This window comes from Fundidesulfovibrio butyratiphilus, assembly GCF_054657235.1.
Genome location: NZ_BAAHXA010000003.1, coordinates 23,522 through 35,205, shown reverse-complemented (window position 1 = coordinate 35,205; position 11,684 = coordinate 23,522). Strand labels below are relative to the sequence as shown.

General features: G+C 66.0%; 13 protein-coding genes and 1 riboswitch. Of the genes, 3 read left to right on the top strand and 10 right to left on the bottom strand.

Features of this window, described 5'->3' with window-relative positions; translation table 11 throughout:
* Positions 1 to 15 precede the first annotated feature (15 nt).
* From ACYQ01_RS16365 to ACYQ01_RS16335, 7 genes are all read right to left on the bottom strand, one after another.
* A complete protein-coding gene (locus ACYQ01_RS16365) occupies positions 16 to 1,053 on the bottom strand; it encodes an ABC transporter permease (protein ID WP_459934887.1) in 1,038 nt (345 codons plus the stop codon).
* The gene (locus ACYQ01_RS16360) at positions 1,050 to 2,552 is read right to left on the bottom strand and encodes an ABC transporter ATP-binding protein (RefSeq protein ID WP_459934886.1); all 1,503 of its coding nucleotides are present in this window, start codon (positions 2,550 to 2,552) and stop codon (positions 1,050 to 1,052) included. The genes ACYQ01_RS16365 and ACYQ01_RS16360 overlap by 4 nt, the downstream gene beginning before the upstream one ends.
* On the bottom strand, positions 2,549 to 3,202 hold the full coding sequence (locus tag ACYQ01_RS16355) for a type I phosphoribosyltransferase (RefSeq protein WP_459934885.1): 654 nt from the start codon (positions 3,200 to 3,202) through the stop codon (positions 2,549 to 2,551). Before ACYQ01_RS16355 ends, ACYQ01_RS16360 begins: the two co-directional genes overlap by 4 nt.
* Before the next feature lie 330 nt (positions 3,203 to 3,532).
* Positions 3,533 to 4,624 carry a BMP family ABC transporter substrate-binding protein gene (locus tag ACYQ01_RS16350; RefSeq protein ID WP_459934884.1) on the bottom strand — a complete coding sequence of 364 codons (1,092 nt, stop codon included), beginning with the start codon at positions 4,622 to 4,624 and terminating at the stop codon, positions 3,533 to 3,535.
* A 115-nt stretch (positions 4,625 to 4,739) separates the two neighbouring features.
* On the bottom strand, positions 4,740 to 4,991 hold the full coding sequence (locus tag ACYQ01_RS16345) for a hypothetical protein (protein ID WP_459934883.1): 252 nt from the start codon (positions 4,989 to 4,991) through the stop codon (positions 4,740 to 4,742).
* Positions 4,992 to 5,164: 173 nt separating this feature from the next.
* Entirely contained in the window at positions 5,165 to 5,896 is a 732-nt protein-coding gene (locus ACYQ01_RS16340) for a purine nucleoside phosphorylase YfiH/LACC1 family protein (protein ID WP_459934882.1), read from the bottom strand.
* Positions 5,887 to 6,489: a 5-formyltetrahydrofolate cyclo-ligase gene (locus ACYQ01_RS16335; RefSeq protein WP_459934881.1), complete on the bottom strand. Its 603-nt coding sequence runs from the start codon at positions 6,487 to 6,489 to the stop codon at positions 5,887 to 5,889. The genes ACYQ01_RS16340 and ACYQ01_RS16335 overlap by 10 nt, the downstream gene beginning before the upstream one ends.
* A 75-nt stretch (positions 6,490 to 6,564) precedes the next feature.
* Here ACYQ01_RS16335 and ACYQ01_RS16330 point away from each other — a divergent pair, with 75 nt between their 5' ends.
* Both ACYQ01_RS16330 and ACYQ01_RS16325 read left to right on the top strand, forming a co-directional pair.
* Positions 6,565 to 7,227 carry a metallophosphoesterase gene (locus tag ACYQ01_RS16330; protein WP_459935441.1) on the top strand — a complete coding sequence of 221 codons (663 nt, stop codon included), beginning with the start codon at positions 6,565 to 6,567 and terminating at the stop codon, positions 7,225 to 7,227.
* Between the two features lie 95 nt (positions 7,228 to 7,322).
* Entirely contained in the window at positions 7,323 to 8,084 is a 762-nt protein-coding gene (locus ACYQ01_RS16325; RefSeq protein ID WP_459934880.1) for an exodeoxyribonuclease III, read from the top strand.
* 59 nt (positions 8,085 to 8,143) lie between these two features.
* Here the strand turns inward: ACYQ01_RS16325 and ACYQ01_RS16320 are convergent, their stop codons facing one another.
* Entirely contained in the window at positions 8,144 to 8,509 is a 366-nt protein-coding gene (locus tag ACYQ01_RS16320) for a translation initiation factor Sui1 (RefSeq protein WP_459934879.1), read from the bottom strand.
* Between the two features lie 248 nt (positions 8,510 to 8,757).
* Positions 8,758 to 8,832: riboswitch (cyclic di-GMP riboswitch) on the top strand.
* 298 nt (positions 8,833 to 9,130) lie between these two features.
* Here ACYQ01_RS16320 and ACYQ01_RS16315 point away from each other — a divergent pair.
* Entirely contained in the window at positions 9,131 to 10,252 is a 1,122-nt protein-coding gene (locus ACYQ01_RS16315) for a response regulator (RefSeq protein ID WP_459934878.1), read from the top strand.
* Between the two features lie 102 nt (positions 10,253 to 10,354).
* Here the strand turns inward: ACYQ01_RS16315 and ACYQ01_RS16310 are convergent, their stop codons facing one another.
* Positions 10,355 to 10,792 carry a nucleoside 2-deoxyribosyltransferase gene (locus ACYQ01_RS16310; RefSeq protein WP_459934877.1) on the bottom strand — a complete coding sequence of 146 codons (438 nt, stop codon included), beginning with the start codon at positions 10,790 to 10,792 and terminating at the stop codon, positions 10,355 to 10,357.
* Between the two features lie 154 nt (positions 10,793 to 10,946).
* Complete coding sequence (locus ACYQ01_RS16305; RefSeq protein WP_459935440.1) at positions 10,947 to 11,618, bottom strand: energy transducer TonB; 672 nt, start codon at positions 11,616 to 11,618, stop codon at positions 10,947 to 10,949.
* Positions 11,619 to 11,684 lie beyond the last annotated feature (66 nt).

Below are 11,684 nucleotides of genomic sequence, written 5' to 3'. Positions count from 1 at the left end.
GCGTCGCGCGTCCGCTCACGACGTCCGCCTTCTGGACTGGAGCCAGAGCAGGGCGAACAGCAGGCAGGCCTCCATGACCTGGCCCACCGAGGAGGGCAGTTGCATGCGGGTCTGGAGGTAGTCCCCCCCCACCAGCACGGCGGAAAGAACCACGGCCGCCGCCGGCACGAAGGCCGGGGAAAGTCCGGCCAGGCAGGCCACGATGACGCCGTCGTAACCGTATCCGGCGGCCAGTCCGGCCTGCAACCGGTGATGCACCGCGCACACCTCGCCGGCGCCGGCCAGTCCGGCCAGCGCGCCGCCGGCCGTGAGCGCCCATAGGCACCGGGACCGGGCGTCCATGCCCGCATAGGCCGCCGCCCTGGGATTTTGACCCATGACGGTGAGTTCGAAGCCCAGGCGGGTTTTGGCCAACATCCAGGCCGCGCCCGCGGCCAGGAGCAGGGCCGCCGCCAGTCCGGGATGAATGCGCGTGCCCGGAAGACGGGGCAGCACGGTGGAGTCCGGGAAAAGCGCCGTGCCGGGAAATCCCATGCCCCCCGGATCGCGCCACGGCCCGAAATACAGGTATTCCATGAAGGTTATGGCCACGTAGTTGAGGAGCAGCGTGGTGATGATCTCGCTCACATCCAGGCGCGCTTTCATGTACGCCGGCCCCAGGGCCCACAGGCCGCCTCCGACGGCTCCGGCCAGGGCGCACAGGGGCAGGGCGGCCCAGGCCGGAAGCCCGGGGCCGAGCCACAGGGCCGCGCCCGTGGCGAAAACGCCGCCCAGCACGAGTTGGCCCTCGCAGCCGATGTTCCACAGTGACATGCGCGCGGACAGGGTCACGGCCAGTCCGGTCAGCATGAGCGGCGTGGCCTTGACCAGTACTTCGGCCGCTCGGGCCGTGGAGCCGAACGCTCCGGCCAGCATGGCCTGGTAGGCCTTCAGGGGGTTGGTCCCCAGGCAGGCGAACAGGAGCGCTCCGGCCGTCAGGGGCAAAACGACGCTCGCCAGGACGGGGAGCATCCGCTCCGCGTTCGCCAAGCGGGGCCTCGGTTGTCCGTTCATGCCGCGACTCCGGCCATGAGCGGACTGATGCGGGCCACGTCCTCCTCGCTGGAGACGTCGAGCACATCCAGGATCCGACCGCGAAACATCACCGCCACCCGGTCGGCCAGGGTCAGGGCCTCGGTGAGGTCGCCGGTGGCGAGCAGCACCCCGGCGTGGGCGCGGGCCGCGAGCATTTCGTCCCAGACCGCCTCGGTCGCGCCCACGTCGAGTCCCTGCGTGGGCTGGTGCACGATCAACACACGGGGCCGGGCCGCGAGCGCCCTGGCCAGGACCAGCTTCTGCAAATTGCCGCCGGAAAGGGTCCCGGCCCGTTGCAGGGGACCGTCGGCCTTGATGGCGCGGCGTTCCAGGGTCTGCCGGGTGTCGGCCTCGATCGCGGTCCAGTCGAGCAGGCCTCCCCGCAGGTAGCGGCCCACTTGCGTGAGCGCGAAATTCCAGGTGAGCGGCAGGTCGTCCAGGCAGGCTTCGCCGTGCCGGTCCTCGGGGACGTAGGCCAGGGCGCTTCGGTCGGACTTCGGCCAGGCTCGGGCGTCACAGGAGCGCCCGCACAGCGCGATTTCCCCGGAGAGGCAGGGGGCGAGCCCTCCCAACGCTTCGAGCAGTTCGGTCTGGCCGTTGCCGGCCACGCCCACCAGGGCCAGCACCTCGCCTTGGCGCAGGGTGAGGTCGATGTCGCAAAAGGCCGGGCGTTTCGGGTCCGGTCCGCCGGTCAGCCCCCTGAGGGCCAGGGCTTCGGGACCGGGGGCGACCCTGGGCTTGTCGATGGAAAAGATGACCTCGCGCCCCACCATCAGGCGGGCCAGGTCGCGCTTGCCGCCGGTCTCGGCCGGAGTGGTGCGGGCCACCAGCCGGCCCTTGCGCAGTATGGCGATGCGGTCGGCCAGGTCCAGGGCTTCGTCCAGCTTGTGGGTGATGAAGATGACGGCCCGACCCGCGTCGCGCAGTCCCCGGAGCATGGCGCAAAAGGCCTCGATCTCCGTGGGCGCCAGCACGGTGGTGGGCTCGTCGAACACGAGCACCCTGGCGCCCAGGCGCAGAAGTTTGAGAATTTCCACCCGCTGGCGTTCGCCCATGGACATGTCTTGCACCCGTTGCCAGGGGTCCACCCAAAGGCCGTGCTCGGCTCCCAGGCGCTCCATTTCCAGGGCTTCGGCGCGAAGGTCCAGCCGGAAGGCCCCGCCCACGGCCAAGGAGACGTTTTCCACGGCGGTCATGGCCTCCACCAGCATGAATCGCTGGTGTACCATGCCGATGCCCAGAGCCAGCGCGTCGGCCGGCGAGGCGAACCGCACCGCGCGTCCGTCCAGGACGATGTCTCCCGCGTCGGGCTGGTAGTGACCGGCGAGAATGGACATGAGCGTGGACTTGCCCGCGCCGTTTTCGCCCAGCAACGCGAGCACCTCGCCGCCGCGCACCGAGAGGGTCACGTCGTCGTTGGCCAGCACCGGGCCGAAGCGCTTGGTGACGCCCGAAAGCTCCAGGCGGGGGACGATCACCGGTCCGGATCTCCGCGTACCGGGGCGGGCAGGGTGGCCAGGCTGATCAGGGAGGAGAGGGGACACGCGCCCTCCACGGCCACGCAGGCCGTGGCCAACACGCGCGGAATTTCCGGCAGCCGTTTGATTCGGGCGGTCTCTTCAAGCAGACATTGCAAGGCCAGGATGGTGGAGCCGGTGGAAATGACGTCGTCGAGCAGGATCACCCCGTCCGTGGCTTCGGCCAGCACGTTCAGGTCGCGTTCGTAGAGCGCCAGGAACTTGTCTCCGCTGGTGATGGAGTCGGCGCCCACCTGAATGTAGGGCCGTCTGTGCGGCTCCATGTGCGGTTTGAGCCGGTTGTGGGCCACGGCGATTTCGGAAAACCCCAGACGCTCGGCCACCACCTGGGCCAACTGCAACCCCTTTTCCACCACCGTGAGCATCCCCACCCGCGCCTTGCCGCGTATATGGGGGGCCAGTTTGTCGGCCAACAGCCGCCCCAGGTCGGCGTTCAGCCGGGTCTGTCCCACCAGATTGAGCGAGGCGATGCGCACGAACCCCTGGTCGGCGGGCAGCCAGACCCAGGGCAGATCGACGGCATAGTCCAGTCCTTCGACCGTCATGCGGTATTTTTCGCCGGATTCCCGGCAGGGGCGTTCGCCGTTCACGTCGTATCCTTGTCTTGGCGCGGGCCGTTTTCTCGAATTTACAAGCGCCGGGCCGGATGGGAGGGTCCCGAACCGGCCAGACGCTTCGGGCTGGACGCGGTGGTCCGGCGCAACCACGGGGCCGCCGGGCGCCTTCCGGAGGACCGCGTCCCTTCGCAGCCCGCCCGAACAGTCGATTCTTGCAGCCTGTTCAAAAAATTTGCTGGCACGACGCACAAAAAAGTCAAGCCCGAAGCGGAGTTGGTATCCGTTGAGGGTTTGCGTTTTGCGCAGCAACACAGCCAGCAAGGATTTTTCACAGGCTGTCAGGGCCCGGAGGCCTTTGCTTCCTTATTCCGGCACGGCGCCCGAAACACCCTTGACCAGCCAGCGCATGGTGAGCAGCTCCTTGAGGTTGGCCTTGTCGCCGGGAGCGATCATCTGCTTTCCGGCCTGGTCGAAGACCGGTCCGGCAAAGGAATTGTCCTCGCCCTTCTTCATGCGTTCCATCTCGGCCAGCACCTTGGTCCGCACCTCCTGGGGCACCTGATCGCCAAAGGGCGAGAGCGCCACCGCGTCGGCTTCGAAGCCGTGGTACCACTCCTCGGCCTTCCAGGTGCCGTTGAGCTTGGCCTTGACAGCCTGAATGTAGAACGGTCCCCAGTTCCACAACGTGGAAACCAGGGCGCACTTGGCCCCGGACTTGGCGGCGTCGGCTCCGTAGCCGACGGCCGGAACGTTCTTGGCGCACGCGGCCAGGGAGGAATCGGGCGTGTCGGCCATCTGGCGGATGAGATCGTGCTTGTTTTGCACCAGGGTTTCGGCCATGGCGGTCTCGCCCACCGGGTCGCGCCACTTCTTGAGCCAAGCCACGGTGTTGACCTTTTCCGGGTCGAACTTCGCGCCGGATTCGTTCAGGCCGCGTATCAGGCCGAGGGTGAAGGCGTTGATGCCCCGGACGGGTTCGGGAATGGGAAACGTGGCCACGGTGCCCACGTTCTTGTAGCCCATGAGTCCGGCCATGTAGCCGCCCAGGTATTCGGCCTGTTCCATGGCGCCCATGTAGGTGCCCAGGTTCGGCGCGGTCTTGTAGCCGGAACAGTGCTCGAAGGCGATGTCGGGATACTCCTTCGCCACCAGGAGCAGGGGTTCCATGTGCTCGAACGTGGTGCCGAAAATCATGTCGTAGCCGTCTTGCGCGTACTGGCGAAAGACGCGCTCGGCGTCGGCGACCTTCACGTTTTCGGTATAGCTCACTTCGATCTGGTCGCCCAGGGCGGCCTTGAGTTGTTCTATGCCCAGGGAGTGGGATTGGGACCAGCCTTGGTCGTTGACCGACTCCAGAAGGGCGAAGGCCACCTTGAGTTTTTTGGCGTGGGCGTGGCCCGGCAGGACCAGGCAAAGGCTGAGAACGAGCATGGCGAGAAAGGGACGACGGCGCATGGAACCTCCTGGCGGTGTTGGCGATGACATGGGGGCCGAGGTGAACAAATGCCGCATTTTTCCGGTCGTGTAAATCGGACCTCAAGCCTCCGGGAGCGGAAGGGCTCGGCCGGCCTCAGCGTTCGATCACCTCGTGAAAGACGGCCGGCAGGTCGAAGGTGTTGTAGTAGCGGCATTCAACGTCGGAAAGAAGCTCCAGGACCTTTTTGGCCTGCTCTTCGCAACCTGGGGCGGGGTGGTTGGCGAAGTGGGTCGCCAGGGTCTGGCGCAAGTCGTCGAAGATGGAGCCGGCCGCTTCCTTGAGCACTTCCTTGGTGACGAACAGCGCGTAATTCTCAGTGTAGCGGGGGCGGGAGTCGTTGGGCATGGTGTGACCGAAAAGCCGCGGGACGCGCCCGACGGGTGAGGGTTGCGACGTGCCCCGCCTATAGCCCGCCCCGCGTTGTCGGGCAACATGTCATGGTGGATCGGGGGCGGTGAGGACAAGCCAGGGAAGGGAGCCCCCGTGCTTGGGGAAAGGGGCTCTCCTCCCGGTTTTTTTTACCGTATCCACACCAACGCCGCCTGGCGGCCCGCGCCTTGCCGGTCGCGGCGGTAGGAGTGAAACAGGGGAAGGCTGAAGGTGCACAGATCCAGCCGGAAGATGCGGTCGGGCTTCAGTCCGGCTTCGAGGAGTTGATCGTTGGTGAGCCGCCAGAGATTCACGGTTTGCGACGCGGGATCGTGGTAGGCGGCGAAATCCGGACCGAACTCCTCGGCGAAGTTGACGAACTGGCTGGCGGCTGGCCCGAGGCTCGGTCCGCGCACGGCCATCAGCTCGTCCGGACCGAAGCCGTACCGCTCGCATAGCGCGGCCACGCCTTTCTGGATGAAGCCCTGCGCATTGCCTCGCCAGCCCACGTGCAAGGCGGCCACGCATTCTCCGCTTTGATGGGCCAACAGGATGGGTTGGCAGTCCGCGGTCTTGATCACCAGGGCCAGGCCGGGCTGGCGGGTGGCCGAGCCGTCGGCCTCCAGGCCGGAGGCCTGATCGGCGTCCACGGCCGGGGGATCGAAGGTCATGTCGGCGCCGTGCACCTGCTTGAGGGACCCCCAGGCGGAAAACCCCAGGGTTTCGGCCAGCCAGACCCGGTTGGAGGCCACTTCGCGCGGCGGGTCGCCGCCGGCGCGGTGGGAGACGTTGCCCCGGGAGAGGTCCCCCTGGGCGGTGGTGAAGACGGCGCCCACCCGGGGCAGTCCGGGAAAGGCGAAGGGAATGAAGCTCAAGGCCATAGTGTCTCCTCGTCGGTTACGATGACCTGCACGGGTTTGTCCCAGGGATCGCTGGGCAGGCGGTCCACCACCTGGAAGGCGTGGGCCAGTCCGGCCAGCAGGGTGCGGGAAAAGCCGGGACCGGCCAGGAGTCGGTCGTAATATCCCTGGCCGAAGCCGAGGCGGGCTCCGGTCCGGTCGAAGGCCACGGCCGGGATCAGCGCCAGATCGGGCGAGAAGTCCGTGACCGCCGGGCAGGTTTCGGGGTTTGGTTCGAGAATGCCGTACGCGCCCGGGGTCAGGTCTTGCGGACCGAGGGGATTGGCCAGGTCCAGCAGGCCGGTTTCACCCGGGCGGCAGCGGGGTATGAGCACGCGCGCGCCGCGCCGCCACAGTTCGTCCAGCAGCGGGCCGGTGGCGATTTCTCCGGCGAAGTCCTTGTAAAGGAGCACTTCGCCGGCGTTTCGCCAGGCCGGCAGATCGGCCAGACGGTCGCGCACGTGGCGACTGGCCCGTTCAAGCGCCTCCGGGGTCAGGGAACGTCTCCTGGCCAGAAGGGATTTGCGCAGGGCCTGCTTGTCGGCGGCGGAAAAAGGGGGCGTGGGAGGGTGCATTGTACTTGACCTTTAGCCATGTTACCCTAATTTCCGCACGCATAAAAGCCGCATGTGGAGGCGCACGTGTCAAAAATGAGCCCCTACTGGATCGCTTTCGGCGACATTCACTCGGATACGGGCAACATCGCGAAAATTCCCGGCCTGGCCGAAGCCGGCGGGGTCATCGTGACCGGTGACCTCACGGTGCGGGGCGGCGTGGCCGAGGCTTCCCGGGTGGTCGAGGTCATACGCCGGATCAATCCCACCTTGTACGCCCAGATCGGCAACATGGATCACGCCGCCGTGCAGACCTGGCTGGACGACGAAGGCCTGGGCCTGCACGCCCGGGTGGTGGAGCTGGCTCCGGGCCTGGGACTCCTGGGCGTGGGCTGGTCCACTCCCACGCCCTTCGGCACGCCCAGCGAAGTTTCCGAGGATCAGGTGGCCCGCTGGCTGTCCGGCCTGGAGGACAGGGCCAAGGGGTTCGACGCCCTCATCCTGGCCAGCCACACCCCGCCTCACGATACGGTCGCGGACCGGACCGGCTCGGGCATGCACGTGGGCAGCACGAGCGTGCGCGAATTTATCGCCCGGGTGCGTCCCGCCCTGTGCTTGACCGGACACATTCACGAGTCGCGGGGCAGCCAGATGCTGTACGACACCCTGGTGGTGAACCCTGGCGATTTGGCCTCGGGGGGCTACGTGCGCGTGGATTGGGACGGCAAGACGCCCCGGGCCGAATTGCTCACGGTGTAGCGTCGTTTCCACAGAAGAAGAGGGTTGAAGATCCGCCCGGAAACATGGTGGCATCGGCCCGAAACGGGCGGACCGTGTCCCGCAAAGGAGACCGCGTGATTCTTTATTCCTGGAACGTCAACGGCTTGCGGGCCGTGACGGGCAAAGGGTTCTGGGACTGGCTGTCGGCCTGCGGCGCCGACGTGGTCGGCTTGCAGGAAACCAAGCTTCAACCCGGCCATGAAGCGGCCTTCAAGGACGTGCCCGGCTATAGGGCGCACCTGTGTTCGAGTTCGGTGAAAAAGGGGTATTCGGGCGTCGCCGCCCTGACCCGCGCCGAGCCGCTGGCCGTGACGCTCGAATTGCCGGACCCGAAATACCAGGGGGAAGGCAGGCTCATCCACCTGGAATATCCTGACTTTCACTTCCTCACCGTGTACTTTCCCAACGGCCAGATGGGCTCCCACCGGCTGGAATACAAGCTCGGGTATTACGACGCCTTTCTGGCGTTCTGTCAGAATCTGCGCCAAACCAAGCCCATCGTGGCCTGTGGCGACTTCAATACCGCCCACACGGAAATCGACCTGAAGAACGCCAAATCCAACCAGAAAACTTCGGGTTTTCTGCCCGAGGAACGCGCCTGGCTCGACGCCTTTGTGGCCAACGGCTATACGGACGTCTTTCGGCTGTTCGAAAAGGGGCCGGGGCACTACACGTGGTGGGATTACCGCTTTCAGGCCCGGTCGCGCAACGTGGGCTGGCGCATCGACTACTTTTTCGTGTCGGAAGAGTTGGTCCCCAAGGTGGCCCGCGCCTGGATCGCCAGCGACGTCATGGGCTCGGACCACTGCCCCGTGGGGCTTGAACTCGCGCTCTGAATCGGAGCGAAGACAAAACGCGCCCCCGTGTGACCGAGAGGGCCTTTGGTCTCTTTGCGTCATCCCCCGGCCAGTTTGGCCTTGTAGCCGAGCTTGGCCAGTTCCTGGACCAGGGCTTCGCGCCGGTCGCCCTGGATTTCGACCACGCCGTCCTTGACCGCTCCGCCCGCGCCCAGGCGCTGCTTGAGCTGGCGGGCGAGCTTTTCCAGGTCTTCTCCGGACAGGGGCAGGCCGGTGACCAGGCACACGCCTTTCCCCTTGCGCCCCTTGGTCTGGCGGGCCACCCGCACCACGCCGTCGCCCTTGGGCGCGGCCTTGGTTCGTTGGCAGGCGCAGGAGGCGTCCGGCTTGCCGCACTTGGGACACATGCGGCCCTGTTCGGTGGAATAGACCGGAACGGAATTCGAGGTGGAGCGCGGCGGCATGAAAGACTCCCTGGTCACGGCCGGATGTGGCCGTCTTGTGGTATCGCGTGGGCGGCGGAAAGGATGTCCCCGCATAGGCGGATGGCGGCGCCCCATGATCCGGAGAGCAAGGGCGTTGATTGAGGACGTCCCGCAGACGCGGATGGCGGCGTCAGCCGGGCTCGGATTGTATCGAAAGCGAGGGACTTGTAAAGTGTGCTCGATGTGTCCGCATTGACATTCTTTTTTGGCCGGCGTATCGAAAACAACACATAAAAAGCCAAACCCGCTGCGAAGCGGGGACGGAAAGCCACTTGCCTCCCCGAGGTAGAAGGGTTGCCGACATGGTCGAAGCGTTGTTCCTCGTACTGTGCGTGCAGGTCGCGGCTTGTTTTCTCTCGAGCTGTTCGGCCTGTGTCGCGTTGCCTTGCCGAGTTTGTGTCTCTCGAAAAACGTTTCCTTTAGGCTAGGCGCTGTTCGTGCGCATCGAGAATGGTTCCACCAGCTTTTTCGTCGGGGTGGAAAGAAACCGTCGTATGCGAGAGCATATCATGAACGCGGAGTGTTCCATCCGTGAGTTTTTGCTCGGGACGCGGTGGTGGAGAAGATTGCAACGGCATAGTGGACAAGGCGGTTCGCATCATGGCTGACAGAATACTTTTCGTGGACGACGAAGCGCATGTGCTGGACGCGTTCAAGGCGTCCCTGGGCAGGCGCTACGACGTCCGCGTGGCTGGCGGTCCCAACGAGGCCCTGCTGAAACTGCGCACCGAAGGCCCCTTCAAGGTGGTGGTGAGCGACTACAAGATGGCCTCCATGGACGGCGTGGCCCTGTTGTCCAAGATTCGCGAACTCTCTCCCAAAACCATACGCATCATCCTGACCGGACATGCCGACATCGACATGGCCGTGGACGCCGTGAACAAAGGCTCGGTCTTTCGCTTTCTCACCAAGCCCTGTCCGCAGGACCTCCTGATCGGAGCCCTTGAATCGGCCCTGGAACAGTACCGCCTGACCACCCTCGAATCCGAATTGTTGCGCAGCACGCTGTTCGCCAGCGTCAAGGTGCTCACGGAGATCCTGTCCCTGGTCAACCCCGAGGCGTTCGGCCGTTCCGAGCGGGTGCGGCGCGTGGTTGTGGGCATGGTGAAGGAACTTTGTCTCAAGAACGCGCTCAAGTACGAACTGGCGGCCATGCTTTCCCAGATCGGCTGCGTGAGTGTGCCCAGCGAGATCCTGGCCAAAAAGTATTGCGGGCAAAAGCTCGACCCCGAGGAGCAGCAGATCTTCGAGATGAGCGTGCACGTGGCCGTGAGTCTTATCGCGCGCATTCCCCGGCTCGAAGAGGTCAGCCGCATCGTGGCGTGCCAGTCCATAGCCGGCTGCGAGCGGCCCGAGGAATCCCTGGGCGGGACCCTTTTGCGCCTGGCTCTCGACTATGACGACTGTCTTCAGACGGGAATGGGGGCCAACGACGCCCTGGAAGAGCTGCGGCGCTCCTCGGTCCGGTACGGAGAAGACAAGCTGATGGCGCTGGAGCGTTTCTTGAAACGCGAGGAAGGTTACCAGTTGCGGGAAGTGACCCTGGACGAACTGACTCCGGGCATGGTGCTTGCCCAGGACGTCCGGTCCTATCAAGGCGGGCTCATGTTGGCCAAGGGGCTGGAGCTTAGCCGGTACATTCTCGAACGCCTGGCCATTCTGACCAAAACCAGGCGCATCATCGAGCCCATCACCGTCTTTACGCCAGACGAAAAAGCCTGAGCCGGCGGGCCGGTCCGAGGAGGAGCGCTTGGCGTCGCTTGACGCGCCGCCGCCCGCAAGTTTTTTGAACAGGCTGCAAAAATCGACTGTTTGGGCGGGCCGTTAGCGCGCAGCGTCTTCAAGCGCGGACACCAGCTCGTCCACGTTGCGGGCGATGACCCGGCACGAGGCGTGGATCATGGCGTTGACCAGGGCTCCGGTCACGTCGCCGGCGGCGCGGAAGTCGGTGCGGATGCCCAGCACGGGAATACCCCGGGCATGGGCGTAGCCGATCTCCCAGGCCGTGCCGTCGTCCACCTGGGGCCCGTCCAGCAGGGCCACCACCTGGTCGCAGGAGACCAGGGCGTCTCGGCATTGTTCCATCACCTTGGTTGGTGCGGCTTCTCCCCAGGAGGCGATCTCCGACTGGTCGAAGAGCTCGAAGGGCCATATGACGCGGTAGCCTTCGGCCTGAAGCCGGGCCTTGGTCTTGCGGTGCCAGTCCTGCTTGGCTTCGCTGAACAGGGGACCGGCCAGATAGAGGGCGGGCTTGGACTGCATGGTCTTGCGGCTCCCGTGAAGTGGTCGTTGAACGGTTGAAGGGGCTCGGGCGCGGGCGCGTCCGTTCGGCGCGTGCGCGCCGGGTGGGCGTTTTTCCACCAGCCGCTGTGTAAGCCGTCCGACGGGGGAGGGCAAGCGCCGGCGGGGCCGCGCCTCACGACGTCAGGCTGAACCGAATGCGGATGACCGCCAGGCACGGCACAAAGCGTCCGCCCCGACTGGCCGGGTTGTAGCTGGAAGCCTTGACGGCGCGCACGGCCTCTTCGTCCAGCGCGTGTCCGGCGCTTTGTACGACCTCCACATGCGTGAGCGTCCCGGAGGCGTCGATGGCCAAGCGCAACACCACCACGCCTTGTCTGCCTTGGCGTCTTGCCGTGGGTGGGTAGACGGGAAGGACCCGTCGTTTGAAGCGCGGTCCTTCGCCCGCGCCAAAAATTCCTTCGTATCGCCCGGGTCCCTCGCCCGGACCCTGCCTGTTTCCCTGCCCTTTTTCCGGTCTGGAGGCGCTGATCGACGCCGCTTCGCGTTCGCGCCCCTCCTCGGTTGTCGAACTCTCGGAGCGCGCGGGGAGTGGCTTTGGAACCGGTGCAGGCCGTGGAGCGTGATCCTGACGCTTCGGTCCGGGGGACGGGGGCGGAGCGGGTTTTGCCCGCGCGCCCCGGTGCGGGCGACGCGTGTTCGCGGGCTTGGCCTCGGCCGGGAGGGGGTCGGTGGCACCGGGGGCGGACCGGCTTGCGGATTCCGTGGGCTCGTCCGCGCGCCGGCCTGTCGCGGAGGTTCCGCCCGCGCGGGGATCGCCCTGGATCAGGCGCACCGTCTCCACCATAAGGACCGTATCCCGGGCCGGTTCCGGCGAGGCGGCCCCAAGCCAGACGGCCAGGAACAGAAGCAG